Source organism: Aquabacter sediminis, assembly GCF_028863665.1.
Lineage (GTDB): Bacteria > Pseudomonadota > Alphaproteobacteria > Rhizobiales > Xanthobacteraceae > L1I39.
On record NZ_JARBFX010000008.1, the window covers coordinates 41,533 to 56,917 of the forward strand.

At 68.6% G+C, this 15,385-nt stretch carries 14 protein-coding genes; 7 read left to right on the forward strand and 7 right to left on the reverse strand.

All coding sequences use genetic code 11. The annotated features are described in order from the left end of the window. Positions 1-43 precede the first annotated feature (43 nt). Entirely contained in the window at positions 44-313 is a 270-nt protein-coding gene (locus PV781_RS16625) for a hypothetical protein (protein ID WP_274776757.1), read from the forward strand. Positions 314-401: 88 nt separating this feature from the next. Here PV781_RS16625 and PV781_RS16630 read toward each other — a convergent pair whose 3' ends face one another. From PV781_RS16630 to dnaK, 4 genes are all read right to left on the reverse strand, one after another. Next, positions 402-1,409 carry a nickel/cobalt transporter gene (locus tag PV781_RS16630; protein ID WP_274776758.1) on the reverse strand — a complete coding sequence of 336 codons (1,008 nt, stop codon included), beginning with the start codon at positions 1,407-1,409 and terminating at the stop codon, positions 402-404. Next, positions 1,406-2,047: a DUF1007 family protein gene (locus tag PV781_RS16635; RefSeq protein WP_274776759.1), complete on the reverse strand. Its 642-nt coding sequence runs from the start codon at positions 2,045-2,047 to the stop codon at positions 1,406-1,408. The genes PV781_RS16630 and PV781_RS16635 overlap by 4 nt, the downstream gene beginning before the upstream one ends. Positions 2,048-2,127: 80 nt before the next feature. Next, complete coding sequence (gene dnaJ / locus PV781_RS16640) at positions 2,128-3,282, reverse strand: molecular chaperone DnaJ (protein WP_274776760.1); 1,155 nt, start codon at positions 3,280-3,282, stop codon at positions 2,128-2,130. A gap of 200 nt (positions 3,283-3,482) precedes the next feature. Next, entirely contained in the window at positions 3,483-5,420 is a 1,938-nt protein-coding gene (gene dnaK / locus PV781_RS16645) for a molecular chaperone DnaK (protein ID WP_274776937.1), read from the reverse strand. 174 nt (positions 5,421-5,594) lie between these two features. Here dnaK and pncA point away from each other — a divergent pair, with 174 nt between their 5' ends. Continuing rightward, positions 5,595-6,236, forward strand: a complete 642-nt coding sequence (pncA, locus tag PV781_RS16650; RefSeq protein WP_274776761.1) for a bifunctional nicotinamidase/pyrazinamidase — start codon at positions 5,595-5,597, stop codon at positions 6,234-6,236. A gap of 42 nt (positions 6,237-6,278) precedes the next feature. On the opposite strand, the gene PV781_RS16655 is transcribed toward pncA, so the two are convergent. Next, positions 6,279-6,686, reverse strand: coding sequence for a DUF1236 domain-containing protein (locus tag PV781_RS16655; RefSeq protein WP_274776762.1), 408 nt, complete (start codon positions 6,684-6,686; stop codon positions 6,279-6,281). 166 nt (positions 6,687-6,852) lie between these two features. Between PV781_RS16655 and PV781_RS16660 the strand changes: the two genes are divergently transcribed. The 5 genes from PV781_RS16660 to PV781_RS16680 all read left to right on the forward strand — a co-directional run bounded on the left by PV781_RS16660 (position 6,853) and on the right by PV781_RS16680 (position 12,977). After that, positions 6,853-7,470, forward strand: a complete 618-nt coding sequence (locus tag PV781_RS16660) for an alpha-ketoglutarate-dependent dioxygenase AlkB (RefSeq protein WP_274776763.1) — start codon at positions 6,853-6,855, stop codon at positions 7,468-7,470. A gap of 101 nt (positions 7,471-7,571) precedes the next feature. Continuing rightward, the gene (locus PV781_RS16665) at positions 7,572-8,510 is read left to right on the forward strand and encodes a hypothetical protein (RefSeq protein ID WP_274776764.1); all 939 of its coding nucleotides are present in this window, start codon (positions 7,572-7,574) and stop codon (positions 8,508-8,510) included. A 546-nt stretch (positions 8,511-9,056) separates the two neighbouring features. Continuing rightward, on the forward strand, positions 9,057-11,171 hold the full coding sequence (locus tag PV781_RS16670) for an acetate--CoA ligase family protein (protein ID WP_274776765.1): 2,115 nt from the start codon (positions 9,057-9,059) through the stop codon (positions 11,169-11,171). Between the two features lie 3 nt (positions 11,172-11,174). Continuing rightward, on the forward strand, positions 11,175-12,164 hold the full coding sequence (locus PV781_RS16675; RefSeq protein WP_274776766.1) for an NADPH:quinone oxidoreductase family protein: 990 nt from the start codon (positions 11,175-11,177) through the stop codon (positions 12,162-12,164). Positions 12,165-12,197: 33 nt separating this feature from the next. Next, positions 12,198-12,977: an enoyl-CoA hydratase/isomerase family protein gene (locus tag PV781_RS16680; protein WP_274776767.1), complete on the forward strand. Its 780-nt coding sequence runs from the start codon at positions 12,198-12,200 to the stop codon at positions 12,975-12,977. Between the two features lie 63 nt (positions 12,978-13,040). On the opposite strand, the gene PV781_RS16685 is transcribed toward PV781_RS16680, so the two are convergent. Then, positions 13,041-14,204, reverse strand: a complete 1,164-nt coding sequence (locus tag PV781_RS16685) for an acyl-CoA dehydrogenase family protein (protein WP_274776768.1) — start codon at positions 14,202-14,204, stop codon at positions 13,041-13,043. A gap of 1 nt (position 14,205) precedes the next feature. Then, entirely contained in the window at positions 14,206-15,204 is a 999-nt protein-coding gene (locus PV781_RS16690) for a tripartite tricarboxylate transporter substrate binding protein (RefSeq protein ID WP_274776769.1), read from the reverse strand. Positions 15,205-15,385: the final 181 nt, after the last annotated feature.

Sequence of the window (15,385 nt, forward strand, 5' to 3'; positions counted from 1 at the left end):
TGTTCCGGTCCGGGTGGGCGCCTGCCGCGCCAGGATGGAGGGCATGATGAACAAGGTGTCCCAGTTCCTCGAATCCACCAAGGCGCAGCCGGAGCTTGCCGGCCAGGTGGACGCGATCTTCGCGGAGGCCGCCGCCACCCTCGCTGTCCGGCTTTCCGCGCTGTCGCAGGGCACGGCCCACGCCTTCGCGCCGCAGGACGTGTTCGGTGCCCGCCCGCTGGATAGCGACCAGCTGGAAGGCGTTTCCGGCGCCGGCTTTCTGGACGATGTGAACTACCAGGGCTTCGTCGACATGATGATGTCCCGCAAGTGAGCCCGGCCCGGTCGGTCGCATCGCCGCGCCCAACCGGGCACAGCTCCTTTGGAACCTTGCCCCGCACCCCGGCGTGCCGGGACATGCGCTAGCCCGGCAGCAGGCGTTCGCTGGCCAGGTACCCGGTCAGGAGCGCCAGGCCGAAGCCCATCACGAGGCAGGCGGCCATAAGCTCCACCGCCAAGGTGACCATGGCCGCCCTTGGCCCCCCAAAGCTTGCCAGCCCCACCGCCGCGCGCTTGCCATAGACCGCCAGGGCGGCAATGGCGGACACCGTGATGGCGGTGCCCACCCCCATGGCGAAGACCGAGATCACGCCGCTCCAGGGCACGCTCTGGGCGAGGGCGAAGGTGAGCACCAGGATCGCCCCCGAACACGGCCGGGCGCCGGCGGAGACCACCGCGATGGCCGCCCGGCGCCAGCCGCCTCGCCCATCCAGCAAGTGCGGATCGGGAGCATGCTTGTCCACGCAGCCGCAATCGGGGCCGTGCACATGGTCCGCCGGCACGCCACGCAGCAGGCGCACCAGGCTGCGCCCCTTGGTGAAGGCGAGCCACGCCCCGAACAGTGCGATGCCGCCATAGGCCGCAATCTCCACCATGGTCATGGCGTTGGCCATGGAGACGGCGGTGGCGCCGAACAGCACCGCCAGCACGCCCACGAACAGGATGGCCGCGCAGGCCTGCACCAGCGCGGAGGCGAATGCCAGGCCGATGCCCCGCCGCAGGGTGCCACCATCCGCCAGCAGATAGGAGGAGATCACCGCCTTGCCGTGGCCGGGGCCGGCGGCGTGGAAGATGCCATAAAGGAAGGAGAGACCCGCCAGCACCTTCACCGCATTGCCATCGGCCTTGGCGGCCCGCACCGCCTGGATGAGGGCGCGGTAGAATTCCGATTGCTTGGCGAGGATGAAGCCGGTGAAGCCCGAGGGCGCCGCGCCGGGCGTCCCCATGCCGAAGGGGGAGGCCTTCGGCCCGGCCTGTCCGAGGGCCTGTGCCGCTACAGTTCCCGCATGGGCATCCAGGGCAAGAAGGACAGCAAGGACGAAAGCGGCGATTAGGGAGCCGCGCAGCACGGGCGCCAGCCGAAGCGTCACGGACACTTCACCGTGACCTTGTTGGCGAACTGCGCGCCATAGGTGCTGGAGGAGGTCAGGTCCGTGAAGAAGCTCTCGGACAATTGCATGGTCTGGGGCTGGTTGGGCACCACCACTTGCGAGGTGCACCCCGAGGGGGCACCGGCAAGCGCCACCGGGTCCTTATCGGCGAAGCTGAAGGAGACGAAATAGGTGGGATCGTAGATGTCGAAGCTCATCAGCCCTTTGGCCGGGACAGGCTTCACCAGCGGCAGGACGAAGTGCAGGGTGAGCGCTTCATTCTCATAGGTCAGGTGATAATCGACCGGATCCTTGAAGGCGAGCTTGGCGGTCGCGTTCTTGGCCTTGACGAAGTAGCCGTATTCCTTGAGCGAGGTGACATTCACCTCCGCCAGCGGCTTCAGCACCTTGTCGGGATAGGTCCCGTCCTTGTTGCGCTCCAGGCCCTGAAGGGCGAAGGCGGTGAAGGCCTCGTCGAAGGTCCAGTCCTGCTTCAGCCCGGTGACCATGCCGTCCGGCCCATACATGACCTGCGTCTGCATGGTCACCCAGACATGGGGATGGGCAAGCGCGCTGCCCGCCGAGCCGAGGACGGCCAGCATGGCGCAGGCAAGAAGGCGGAGGGAACGCGGAATCATGGCCACACCTTTCAGACGCCGAACTCCTCGCTTGGCAGTTCGGCGGAAGGATGGCGGACGGGCCCGGCGCCGGCCGCCCGTCACTCCGGGTCGGCCGTGCCCTGGAAGAAATCCTTCATCTTGGCAAAGAAACCGTTGGATTCGGGATGGGTCTCGTTGGAGCACTCGCGATCGAACTCGGAGAGCAGCTCCTTCTGGCGCTTGGTGAGGTTCTGCGGCGTCTCCACCACCACCTGCACATACATGTCGCCATGGTTGCGGGTGCGCAGCACCGGCATGCCCTTGCCGGACAGGCGCAGGCGCTTGCCGGACTGGGTGCCCTCCGGGATCTTCACCTTCGACTTGTCACCGCCAATGGTGGGGACCTCCACCGTCCCGCCCAGCGCCGCCGTCACCATGGAGATGGGCGCGCGGCAATAGAGGTCGGCGCCCTCCCGCTGGAAGAAGGGATGGGGCTCGATGGACAGGAAGATATAGAGATCGCCCGCCGGGCCACCGCGCGTGCCAGCCTCGCCCTCGCCGCCGAGGCGGATGCGGGTGCCGTCCTCGACACCGGCTGGAATGTGCACGGTGAGGGTGCGCTCGCGGGTGACGCGGCCCGCGCCGCCGCAATTGGGGCACGGGTCCTCGATCATGCTGCCGCGGCCCTGGCAGGCAGGACAGGTGCGTTCCAGAGTGAAGAAGCCCTGGGCATGGCGGATCTTGCCCGCCCCGCCGCAGGTGCGGCAGGTCTTGGGCTGGGTGCCCGCCTTGGCGCCGGAGCCCGAGCAGGATTCGCACACGATGGAGGTCGGGATCTTGATCTGGGCGTCCTTGCCGGAGAAGGCTTCCTCCAGCGTGATGTCCATGTTGTAGCGCAGGTCCGCCCCGCGCCCGCGCCCGCCATTGCCCTGCCGGCCGCGCCCGCCGCCCATCTGGCCGCCGAACAGATCGTCGAAAATGTCGGCGAAGGTGGAGGCGAAGTCGGCGCCGAAGCCGGGCCCACCCGGCCCGCCGCCGCCCATGCCATTCTCGAAGGCAGCATGGCCGAAGCGGTCATAGGCGGCGCGCTTCTGCGGGTCTTTCAGGACCTCATAGGCCTCGTTGACTTCCTTGAAGCGGATCTCGGCCTCGCCGTCGCCCTGGTTGCGATCGGGGTGCCACTTCATGGCGAGCTTGCGGTAGGAGGCCTTCAGCACCGTCTCGTCGGCGCCGCGGTCACATCCCAGAACTTCGTAATAATCGCGCTTCGACATGGCTCGTTACATCCGCCGCCCCGGTCCGGTAGGGGGCCCCTGAAGCGTCATGTGCGGCACCACGCCCCTTCCGCCCCGGCGAGCCGCGGGCACATGGTCCGAGGGGCGGGCAACAGGTGCCCCGATACAAGACCCCCGGGGCAAGCCCCGGGGGATCGGTGGTTCACGCTCCCATCCCCCAAGAGGACGGGAGGCAAGGATCAGGCCGACTTCTTCTTGTCGTCGTCCACCTCGGTGAACTCGGCGTCCACCACGTCGTCCTTCTTGGCCGCGCCGGGCTCTTCACCGCCACCCTGCTGGGCCGCATACATGGCTTCGCCCAGCTTCAGGGAGGCCTGGGCCAGGACCTGGGTCTTGGCCTGGATGGCGTCCGCGTCCTCGCCGGTCACCACGCCCTTGAGGTCTGTGATGGCCTGCTCGATGGCCGCCTTCTCGGTGGCGCCCACCTTGTCGCCGTGCTCGGACATGGCCTTTTCCGTGGAGTGGATCAGGGCCTCGGCATGGTTCTTGGCTTCCGCCAGAGCCTTGCGCTTCTTGTCCTCGGCGGCGTGCGCCTCGGCGTCCTTGACCATCTTGTCGATGTCATTGTCGCTGAGGCCGCCGGACGCCTGGATGCGGATTTGCTGTTCCTTGCCCGTGCCCTTGTCCTTGGCGGACACCTGCACGATGCCGTTGGCGTCGATGTCGAAGGTCACTTCCACCTGCGGCACGCCGCGCGGCGCGGGCGGGATGCCAACCAGGTCGAACTGGCCGAGGATCTTGTTGTCCGCCGCCATTTCGCGCTCGCCCTGGAACACCCGGATGGTGACCGCGGTCTGGCCATCCTCAGCCGTGGAGAACACTTGGCTCTTCTTGGTGGGGATGGTGGTGTTGCGGTCGATCAGGCGGGTGAACACGCCGCCGAGCGTCTCGATGCCCAGCGAGAGCGGGGTCACGTCGAGCAGCAGCACGTCCTTCACGTCGCCCTGGAGCACGCCCGCCTGGATGGCGGCGCCGATGGCGACCACCTCGTCCGGGTTGACGCCCTTGTGGGGCTCCTTGCCGAAGAACTGCTTCACCACTTCCTGGACCTTGGGCATGCGAGTCATGCCGCCCACCAGCACCACTTCGTCGATCTGGCCGGCGGTGAGTCCCGCATCCTTCAGGGCGAGCCGGCAGGGCTCGACCGTGCGCTGGATCAGGTCTTCCACCAGCGCCTCGAACTTGGCGCGGGTCAGCTTCATGGTCAGGTGCTTGGGACCAGACGCATCGGCCGTGATGAAGGGCAGGTTGATCTCGGTCTGGGTCGCAGACGACAGCTCGATCTTGGCCTTCTCGGCGGCTTCCTTCAGCCGCTGGAGGGCGAGCTTGTCGTTGCGCAGGTCGATGCCCTGCTCCTTCTTGAACTCGTCGGCCAGGTAATTGACGAGGCGCATGTCGAAGTCTTCGCCGCCCAGGAACGTGTCGCCGTTCGTGGACTTCACTTCGAACACGCCGTCGCCGATCTCCAGGATCGACACGTCGAAGGTGCCGCCGCCCAGGTCATAGACCGCGATGGTGCCGGCCGACTTCTTGTCGAGGCCATAGGCAAGCGCGGCCGCGGTCGGCTCGTTGATGATGCGCAGCACCTCGAGACCGGCGATCTTGCCGGCGTCCTTGGTGGCCTGGCGCTGGGCGTCGTTGAAGTAGGCCGGGACGGTGATGACCGCCTTCTCGACCTTCTCGCCCAGGAACGACTCGGCCGTCTCCTTCATCTTCTGAAGGATGAAGGCGGAGATCTGCGAGGGCGAATATTTGGTGCCGTCGGACTCGACCCAGGCGTCGCCATTGTCGGCGCGCACGATCTTATAGGGAACGAGGCCCTTGTCCTTGGCCACCGTCGGGTCGTCGAAGCGACGGCCGATGAGGCGCTTCACGGCGAAAAAGGTGCGCTCGGGATTGGTGACGCCCTGCCGCTTGGCGGGCTGGCCAACCAGGCGCTCGCCATCTTCCGTGAAGGCGACGATGGACGGCGTGGTGCGCGCGCCTTCGGCGTTCTCGATGACCTTCGGGGAGGTCCCCTCCATCACCGCCACGCAGGAATTGGTCGTTCCGAGGTCGATGCCGATAATCTTGGACATGTACTTCTCCTTGTCGGCAGACCGGCCGGGCCTATGCAGCGCCCACAAAAGGATGCCCGCGAGCCCCTCCCGCGGCTGTCCGCCGGTCCCCGTTTGAATTGGGGTACGTCACGTTTCCGTGGCGTTCGAGGCCGATATAGGAGGGGTGCCGGACCGCCGCAAGGCGTGCAAGATGGCGCGCCTTAGCTTTTTCAAGAATCCGCGAGGTTCCTTATGGCCGCCCTGTCTTCCGTCGGCGAGAATCCGCGGGCCGCTTTGCTGCTCGTCGATCTTCAGGTGGACTTCCTGCCGGGGGGAAGCCTTGCGGTGACGGGAGGCGACGAAGTTGTGCCACTCGCCAATCGGGTCGCCTCAACTTTCCGTAACGTCATTCTCACCCAGGACTGGCACCCGGCGGGGCATGTGTCCTTCGCCTCCACCCATGCGGGACGGGCGCCGTTCGACATGATCGAGCTGCCTTACGGGCCGCAGGTGCTGTGGCCGGACCATTGCATCCAGGGCAGCCCCGGCGCGGCGTTCGCCCCGGGGCTCGACGTGCCCCATGCCCATCTGATCGTGCGCAAGGGAGTGCATCCCAGCATCGACAGCTATTCCACCTTCTATGAGGCGGACCGCGTGACCCCGACGGGCCTCACCGGCGCGCTGCGCGACCGGGGCATTGAGAGCGTCTACCTCATGGGCCTGGCCACTGACTTCTGCGTTGCCTGGTCGGCCGTGGATGCCGCCCGCCACGGCTTTGCCACCCATGTCATCCCGGAAGGGTGCCGGGCGATCGATGCCAATGGCTCGCTCGCCCGCGCCCATGCCGACATGGCGGCCGCAGGCGTCACCCTGACTGGGCTCGGCGCGCTGTAGCCGGGCGACCGCTGGGAATAAGACCCGTCCGCGCCAGCTCCCTTACTGGGGAATGACGTGGATGATTTTGCGCGTTCCCGGCTCCACCAGCACCGTGCCCTGGTCCTGAAGCACCACATAGCGATAGGCGGGCGCATTGAAGCCGCCATAATCCTGCGTGGCGTCAAAGGTCTGCAATTGGACCGTCTCCGGCAGCACGGCGCCCACCACGGGCGTGTAGCCGCTGGACACCACCACCGCGGGCGCCGCGCTCACCATGTAGCGCTGTACCAGCACGCCCTGAGCCGGTGTCACGACCACGGCCTGCGGAGCACCCGGCTGGGCGGTGGGCGCCTGGACCAACAGGGGTTGCGGCTCGCGGACCACAAGGGTGCCGGTCTGGGCCAGGGCGCCCACAGTGCCCGCCGCCAGGATGGCCACGCAAAGCGGGCCGGTAAGACGTGTCGTCATGATGCGATCTCCTCATGTCGCCCGCGAGCCCCGGCAGTCCGGGTGCCCCTGCCCCGCTTGCCTGCAACACCGAGGGCCTGCGTGGCGTTCCTCCCCCGCCAGTCGACCCTTCCGGGGCGCCCGGCCTTGCGCCATGGTGAACGGCGCGCCACGATGGAACGGATTGATGCAGACGCTCGAACTTGCTCCCGGCTGCCTGTGGTGGCCTGGGCTTCTGGACCGGGACCGGCAAGCTGCCCTGCTGGCGCAGGTGGAGGCGGGCCTGGCGCAGGCGCCCCTCTTCACACCCCGCATGCCCCGCACCGGCCAGCCGTTCAGCGTGCGCATGAGCAATTTCGGCCCGCTGGGCTGGGTGTCCGACGTGGATGGCTATCGCTACCAGACCTTCCATCCCGACACGCGCCAGCCCTGGCCGGCCCTGCCCGCTGTCCTGTCGGAACTGTGGGACCAACTGGCGGGCGTGCCCTATGGGCCGGAAGCCTGCCTCATCAACTGGTACGGCCCGGACGCCCGCATGGGGCTCCACCAGGACAAGGACGAGCAGGACCTCACCGCGCCTGTCCTATCCCTGTCCCTGGGCGATACCGCCCTGTTCCGGATCGGCGGCAGCCAGCGGCGCGCACCCACCCGCTCCATCCGCCTCGCCTCTGGCGATGCCGTGCTGCTGTCCGGGCCGGGACGCCTGGCATTCCATGGGATCGACCGCATCCTGCCAGGAACCTCGACGCTCATCGGCCAGCCCGGCCGCTTCAACCTGACCCTGCGGCGGGTGACGCCCCCCTGATCGCGCCATCCGCCACCCTTTACCGCCCTTGGATGCGGCCGGCCGCCATGGTTCTGCCGGGATTGGTTCTAAACAGGGACATGGCCCTTCTGGAGATGCACATGCGCCTACCGCTCGTTCTCGCCGCCCTCCTGATGTCGGGCGGTCTCGCCGGGGCTGCCGATGCCACCTTCCCCAAAGGCAGCTCTTTCGGCCTGGTGCCCCCAGTAGGCATGGTGGAGAGCACCACCTTCGCGGGCTTCGAGGATCCCAGCATCGGCGCCGCCATCCTCATGGTGGAGATGCCGCCCGTGGCCTATGCCCAGGTGGAATCGGGCTTCACCGACGCGGCGCTCGCCTCCAAGGGCATCACGGTGGAATCCCGCGGCACGCTCCCCTTGGCCCTGCCGGATGCCAAGACCCTGTTTGTGACCGGCAAGCAGAGCGTCGGCGCGGTTTCGGCCCGCAAATGGATTCTGCTGGCGGGCACGGCCCAGGCCACCGTCCTCGTCACCGTCCAGGCCGCCGACGACAAGCCCGGCGGGCTGACCGACGAGAGCGTGCGAAAGACCCTGGAGACCCTGGCCTATCGCACGCCGCCCACGCCCCAGGAGCAGATGGCGGACCTGCCCTTCCGCTTCGCCGACATGGCCGGCTTTCGGCCGGTGAAGGTGATCGGCAATACGGCGGTGGTTCTCACCGACGGGCCGAAGGACGTGATCGAGAATGCCGACCAGGCCCTCTTCGTCGCTGGCGTTGCCCCCGGCGCCCCCCGGGAGGAGGAGCGGCGGCAATTCGCCTTGCGCGCCCTGTCCTCGGTGACGGGTGTGAAGGACATGCGGATCGAGCGCGCGGAACCCCTGCGCATCGGCGGCATGTCCGGCTTCGAGATCCTGGCCAATGCCAAGGATGCGGCGGGCAACGAGGATGTGAAGGTGGTCCAGTGGCTGCGCTTCGGGCCGACCGCCCATCTGCGCATGGTGGCCATCGTGCGGGCGAAGGATTTCCCTGAGGAATATGGCCGCCTGCGTGCCCTGCGCGACGGCATGGAGCCCCGCTGAGGCGGCGGTCGCTGCGCCCCCTCAGGCCGGTGCACGGCTTTGTGCGCCGGCAAAACATCCCAGTGGATGCCTCGCGAGCAGGTGTTCGGACGCCGAGGGAAACACGCCTCCTTGCCCGCAAGGGTGTGAGCGTTCGGCCTCGTCGCGTCCCCCGCAAGAGCCATCGCTCCGCACCCGTCGAAGGCCCCTGAAGGGTGACGATGATGCGCTTGATCGCGCCCGCTGCCGCGGGCGCGCATGGGGCGTTGACAGGTCATTTTAATTCGAGTGTATTAAATTCGCCTGGATGGAGAGAGGGCCTGCCCTGCGGGCCCTCTCGCTGCCGCTCCATGCCCGTCCCTCGCACGATGCCCGCCCCGGCGTCGTGCGGCGGACCAGCCTACCGAACGCCGCCGCCGGCGCGGCCAAAATGACGGGGCCGGACGCTCTCCGGTCATCCGTCCAAGACGCACCCAAGAAACGTCCGCCCAAGACTCGTCCCTCCAAGACACGTCCGCCCAAGAAACGCCCATTCAAGAAACGCCCAACCGCGAAGACGCCAAACCCATGAGCCTTGTCCCCCCGGTCATCGAGACCGCGTCCCTGGAGCCCCTGTTCCGCCCCCGCTCGGTCGCCATCATCGGCGCCTCGGCCACCCCCGGAAAGATCGGCGCCGTGCCGGTGGCCATGCTGCGCGAATATGACTTCTCCGGCGCGGTGTATCCGGTGAACCCCAAGGGCGGGCGCATCAGCGGATATGAGGCGGTCCCCTCTCTTGCCGCCATTGGCGGCCCGGTGGATCTCGCCATCATCGCCATTCCCGCCTCCGGCGTCCTGGAGGCGCTGGACGAGTGTGCCGCGCGCGGCACCAAGGCGGCGGTCGTGTTCAGCTCCGGCTTTGCGGAAATGGGCGGAGCCGGGGAGGAGGCGCAGGCGGCGCTTGCCGCCTTGGCGCGGCGGTCCGGCATGCGCGTCATCGGGCCGAACGCGCTGGGCGTCGCCAATCTGGAAACCGGCCTCGTCGCCAGCTTCTGCCCCTTCTTCAAGCCGCGCTTTCCCTCCGGAGGCTCCATCGGCCTCGTCAGCCAATCCGGCGCCTTCGGCGGCTATGTGGCGAACTTGGCCCAGGATCGGGGCCTATCCTTCTCCACCTGGATCACCACCGGCAACGAAGCGGACGTGGAAGTGGCGGATGGGATCGCCTATCTGGCCGCCGACCCCGCCACCCGCGTCATTCTCGTCTATATGGAAGGCGCGCGGAACGGCCCGCGCCTCGTGGCAGCGCTGGAGCAGGCGCGGGAGGCGGGCAAGCCCGTCATCGTGCTGAAGGTGGGGCGCACCGAGGCCGGCGCGGCCGCCGCCGCCTCACATACCGCCTCCCTCGCCGGCGCCGATGCCGTCTATGACGCGGTGCTGCGCCAATGCGGCGCCCACCGCGCCCGCACCATCGCCGAATGGTTCGACCTTGGCTATGCCTATGCGGTCGGCCGGCCGCCCCGCAACACGGCCATCGGGCTCATCACGGTGTCCGGCGGCGTCGGGGTCATGATGGCGGACGAGGCGGTCTCCGGCGGGCTCGACCCGACACCCCTCGGGGAAGAGGCCCAGGCCCGCATTCGCGACATCATTCCTTTCGCCGGCACCCGCAACCCCGTGGATGTCACCGGCCAGATGCTGGGCGAGCTGGACCGCTTCGGCGACATGGTGGAGGTGGTGCTGGCGGATGCCGATTTCGGCAGCATCGTCGCCTTCAATGCGGGCGCCGGCCACAAGGAGGAGAACGGCTTCCGCATCCAGAAGGTCTGGCAGGAGGTGCGCGCCCGCCACCCGGACGCCTTCCTTGCCATATCCGGCGCGACGCCCCCCGCCGTGCGCGCCGCCTATGAGGCGGATGGCTGCCTTGTTTTCACCGAGCCGGATGCCGCAGTGCGCACCGCCGCCGCCATGGCGCAGCTGTCCGCCCCCCGCCCGGCGCGCACCCCGCCCGCCCCCATGGCGCCCACGGCCCTGCCGGCAGGCACGCTGAACGAGCACGACGCCCTTTCGGTCCTCGCCGCTGCCGGCCTCCCCGTTCCCGGCGCTCGGACAGCCGCCAGCCCGGACGAAGCTGTCGAGGTGGCGCGGGAGATCGGCTTCCCCGTGGTGGTGAAGGTGCTGTCCGCCGACATCCTGCACAAGTCCGACATTGGCGGCGTCGCGCTCAACCTCGGCGATGCCGAGGCGGTAAAGCGTGCGGCCGAAGAGGTCATGGCCCGCGCCCGCGCTGCCATGCCCGGCGCGCGGATCGAGGGGTGCCTTGTCGCGCCCATGGTGCCGTTCAAGGGGGCGGTGGAGACCATATTAGGCGTCCAGGTGGACCCCGTCTTCGGCCCCATGGTGATGTTCGGCCTTGGCGGCGTGCTGGTGGAGGTGCTCCACGACGTGGCGCTGAAGCGCGCGCCCTTCAGTCAGGACGAAGCGCGGGAGATGATCGCCTCCATCAAGGGCGCGGCCATCCTTAAGGGCGCACGCGGGGCCCCGCCGGCCGATGTGGATGCGCTGGCGCGGGCGCTCTCCGATCTCTCACGCTTCGCCGCCGCCCATCAGGACCAGTTGGTGACGCTGGACATCAACCCCTTCCTGGTCCGCCCCGCCGGAGAGGGCGCCGTGGCGCTCGACGCCGTCATCACAACGAGGACTTGAGCCATGACGGCATCTGAAACCGTGGACGCGCTGGTCTGCTCCGCCCATGGGGAGCCTTCCGGCCTGTCGGTGGGCCTATTGGCGCTGCGGGCGCTGACGGACAATGAGGTGGAGATCGAGGTGGAGGCCGCCGGCATCTCCTATGTGGACGTGCTGATGGTGCGCAATCTCCACCAGAACAAGCACGCCACGCCCTTCGCCGCCGGCATGGAAGCGGTGGGGCGGGTGCGGGCGGTGGGGCCGGCCGTGGCCCATGTGAAGCCCGGCGACCGCGTGGCGGCCCTGCTCTATGACGGCGGTCATGCCCGCCGCGCCATCGCCGCCGGCAGCGAGACCTTCCTCCTGCCCGACGGGTGCGACCCCGTGCGCACCGCCGCCTGGCTTTCGGTGGCGCTGACGGCTGAGATCGCTCTCACGGACCGGGCCGGCGTGAAGGCGGGCGAGACGGTCCTGGTGGGCGGCGCGGCAGGCGGCGTGGGCCTGTGCGCGGTGCAGCTCGCCCATTGGCACGGCGCCCGCGTCATCGCCGCCGCCAGCGACGCGGCGCGCTGCGACCTGGCGCGCCAGGCCGGGGCGGATGCGGCGCTCGTCTATGGGGACGGCTTCCGCGAGCGCTGCCAGGGCGTGAATGACGGTCGGGACGTGAATGTCATCATCGACCCGGTGGGGGGCGCCTTTGCCGAGGCGGCCGCCAACCTCCTGGACTGGGACGGGCGCTATGTGGTGATCGGCTTTGCCGGAGGCGGCATCCCCTCCTTTGCCGCCAACCGGCTCCTGGTGAAGAACCGGGCTGTGCTGGGCATGGTGCTAGGCTTCTACCGCTGGCAGCGCCCGGCCGTCCTGGCGGCGGCGGCGGACCGGGTGTTCCGCGCGCTTGCGGAAGGGGCGCTCGATGCGCCAGTGACGGTGGTCGAGGGCCTTTCCGGCGTTCCGGCGGTGATGGAGGAGATTGCCGGGCGGCGGTTCCTCGGCAAGGCGGTGGTGGTGCCCTGAGCGGGTTTGGACACGAAAAAAGGGGAAGTGCGGATGAGTGGGACCGAGGCCGTTCTCGTGGAGGATCGCGGCGCCGTGCGCCTGCTCACCCTCAACCAGCCGGAACGGCGCAATGCGCTGTCCCCGCCGGTGCGGGAAGCGCTGCATGATGCCCTAGCCCCCGCCATGGCGGACCCGCAGGTGCGGGCCATCGTCATCACCGGCGCCGGCGGCACCTTCTGCGCCGGCGGCGATCTCTCGGCCATGACCCCGGGCGCAGGCCTCGCCGGGCGTGACCGGGTGGAACGGCTTCAGCGCATCGGCCGCCTGCTGCTGGGCGGCCCGAAAGTGGTAATCGCGGCGGTGGAAGGCCACGCGGTGGGCGCCGGCCTTGCCCTTGCCGCTGCCTGCGACCTGGTGGTGACGGCAAGCGATGCCCGCTTCACCAGCGCCTTCGACAAGGTGGGCCTCATGCCGGACCTCGGGGCGCTCTGGACCTTGCCGTGGCGCATCGGCATGGGCGCCACGCGGCGCCTCGTCTTTGCCGGTGAGAGCGTGACGGGAGAAGAGGCGCGCGCCATGGGGCTCGCCGATTTCGTCAGCCCGCCGGGGCGCGCGCTGGAGGTCGCGCTGGAGCACGCCGCGGCCATTGCCGCCGGGCCGAGCCGGGCCTTCGCCCTGGCCAAGTCCATGCTGGCCACCCATCCGTGCGGCCTCGACCCCTTCCTGCGGGCGGAGGCCGACGCCCAGGGCCTCCTCTTCACCTCGGAAGACTTCGCCGAGGGGCGCGCCGCCTTCCTGGAGAAGCGCAAGGCCAGCTTTTCCGGCTTCTGAATCCCGCTCAAGATAAAAGGGCCGGCGGATGTCTCCGCCGGCCCTTCTGCATTTCCGGGCTTGTCAGGCCGCCTCTTCGCGCAGAACTTGGCGGGCAATGTTGATCTGCTGGATCTGCGAGGTGCCCTCGAAGATGCGGAACAGGCGGACATCCCGATAGAGCCGCGCCACCGCCTGCTCTTCCAGATAGCCCTGGCCGCCGAACATCTGGACCACCCGGTCGGCCACCCGTCCCACCACCTCGCTGGCGAACAGCTTGGCGCAGGCGATCTCCACATGGGGGATGGGACCCACATCGAACTGCCGGGCGCATTCCAGCACCAGGGCGCGGGCGGCCGCGATCTCCGCCTGGCTCTCGCCCAGGAGAACCTGCATGGCCTGGAAGGAACCGATGGGCTGGCCGAACTGATGACGGCTGGTGAGATAGGCCTTCGCCTCCTCCATGAGCCGCAGGGATTGCCCGACACAGGTGGCGGCCACATGGGTGCGGGCATGGTTGATGCCGCGCAGCGCCTTCTTCAGGCCGTTGCCCTCCTCCCCACCCAAAAGAGCGGAGGCCGGCACCCGGACCCCGTCCAGATGCACCTCGCCCACATGGGAGCCGCGCTGGCCCATCATGCGATCATGGGGCGGGGTGGACAGGCCGTCCACGCCCCGCTCCACCAGGAAGCAGGACAGGCCCTTGCCGCCGGAGGACGCATCCCCCGTGCGGGCCACGATCATGAAGAGGTCGGCGTCCGGCGCGTTGGTAATATAGCGCTTGTGGCCGGTGAGGACGTAGCTGTCCCCCTCCTTCACCGCCACCGTCTCCACCGCCCCGGCGTCGCTGCCTGCCGCCTCCTCGGTCAGGCAGAAGGCGCCGGTGATGGCCCCGGCCGCCATGCCGGGCAGATAACGTTCGCGCTGCGCCTGCGTGCCATAGTCCAGCACCACCTGGGAGGTGAGGCCGATGGTGGTGGAGAAGCGCGAGCGATAAACCGCCGAAGCCTGGGTGAACTCGAACGTGAGCCGCACCTGCTGCTCCATGCTCCAGCCGAGCCCGCCATAGGCGGGCGGCAAGGTGATGCCGAACAGGCCGAGCTGGCGCATGCCGTCCACCACCTCGTCCGGAATCGCATCCTCCCGCTCCACCTGCGGCTCGGCGGGGCGCAGCACGTCGCGCGTGAAGGCCCGCACCTTCGCCAGATAGGTCTCGAATGCCGGCTGACCGGCCACCGACCCTTCCATGTCACTGCACCTTGATGTTGGCCTTGGAGATCACGTCCGCCCAATTGGCCTTGTCCTTCTCCAGGAAGGCACCCAGCTCGGCGGGGGTGGAGGGGGTCACGGTGGCGCCAAGCGGCTTGAGGCGCGCCACCACTTCGGGCTTGGCGAGGCCCGCCTGGAGCGCCTTGGCGAGGCAGTCCACCGTCTTGGGCGGCGTGCCGGCCGGCGCCAGCAGAGCCAGATAGGTCACCACGTTGAAGCCGGGGCTCACTGTCTCGGCCACGGTGGGGACGTCGGGAAGCGCATCCGAGCGCTTGTCTGAGGTGATGGCCAGAGCCTTCAGCTTGCCTTCCTTCACCAGCGGCAGCGCCAGCGTCATGGTCAGCGCCATGGCCTGGATGCGCCCGCCCAGAATATCCTGCACCGCCTGGGGCTGGCCGGAATAGGGCACGTGGAGCATGTCGATGCCGGTCTTCACCTTCAGCATCTCCATGGCCAGGTGCGGCGAGGAGCCGGTGCCCGCCGAGCCGAAATCCACCTTGCCGGGATTGGCCTTCGCATAGGCGATGAAGTCCTGCATGGTCTTGGCCGGGAAGTCCGGCGGCACCACGATGAGGTTCGGCACCACGCCGATCATGCCCACGGGCGCGAAGGACGTGATCGCGTCGAAGGGCTGCTTGGGATAGATGGACGGATTGATGGTGTGCGCCGCCGAGGCAACAATGAGGGTGCGCCCGTCGGGCGCTGCGCGGGCCACCGCCGCCGTCCCGATATTGCTGCCGGCGCCGGGCTTGTTCTCCACGATCACATTGTGACCGATGCTGGTCCGCAGGTCGTCCGCCACGACGCGTCCGATCAGGTCCACCACGCCGCCGGGCGCATAGGGCACCACCAGGGTCACGGTGTCGGTGGTGCAGGCCTCGGCCGCTTTCACGGGCGATGCCGGTGAGATAGTGATGGCGAGCGCGGCCAAGGCCGCGGCTGCCAGTGCGCGGCGCGAAAAGGTCTGGTCTGTCGTCATGCTGCTTTCCTCCCCGGTCTGCTTCGTCCCGCCGGTTTTCTGGGCTCCGGCTTTGGGCTGGGGAGAAATTAATTCATATGCTTTAATTCAACAACTCCTTTTCACCTCACCGACGAACGGGCCACGGCCATGAGCGAGAGCAAGGCATCGACGCCAGGCCGCGGGCGCCCACCGGGATCGG

Excerpts from the sequence above, each read along its gene's own strand:
- PV781_RS16625 (WP_274776757.1), top strand. The coding sequence starts at position 44 with ATGATGAACAAGGTGTCCCAGTTCCTCGAATCCACCAAGGCGCAGCCG.
- PV781_RS16635 (WP_274776759.1), bottom strand. The coding sequence starts at position 2,047 with ATGATTCCGCGTTCCCTCCGCCTTCTTGCCTGCGCCATGCTGGCCGTC.
- dnaJ (WP_274776760.1), bottom strand. The coding sequence starts at position 3,282 with ATGTCGAAGCGCGATTATTACGAAGTTCTGGGATGTGACCGCGGCGCC.
- pncA (WP_274776761.1), top strand. The coding sequence starts at position 5,595 with ATGGCCGCCCTGTCTTCCGTCGGCGAGAATCCGCGGGCCGCTTTGCTG.
- PV781_RS16655 (WP_274776762.1), bottom strand. The coding sequence starts at position 6,686 with ATGACGACACGTCTTACCGGCCCGCTTTGCGTGGCCATCCTGGCGGCG.
- PV781_RS16660 (WP_274776763.1), top strand. The coding sequence starts at position 6,853 with ATGCAGACGCTCGAACTTGCTCCCGGCTGCCTGTGGTGGCCTGGGCTT.
- PV781_RS16665 (WP_274776764.1), top strand. The coding sequence starts at position 7,572 with ATGCGCCTACCGCTCGTTCTCGCCGCCCTCCTGATGTCGGGCGGTCTC.
- PV781_RS16670 (WP_274776765.1), top strand. The coding sequence starts at position 9,057 with ATGAGCCTTGTCCCCCCGGTCATCGAGACCGCGTCCCTGGAGCCCCTG.
- PV781_RS16675 (WP_274776766.1), top strand. The coding sequence starts at position 11,175 with ATGACGGCATCTGAAACCGTGGACGCGCTGGTCTGCTCCGCCCATGGG.
- PV781_RS16680 (WP_274776767.1), top strand. The coding sequence starts at position 12,198 with ATGAGTGGGACCGAGGCCGTTCTCGTGGAGGATCGCGGCGCCGTGCGC.
- PV781_RS16685 (WP_274776768.1), bottom strand. The coding sequence starts at position 14,204 with ATGGAAGGGTCGGTGGCCGGTCAGCCGGCATTCGAGACCTATCTGGCG.
- PV781_RS16690 (WP_274776769.1), bottom strand. The coding sequence starts at position 15,204 with ATGACGACAGACCAGACCTTTTCGCGCCGCGCACTGGCAGCCGCGGCC.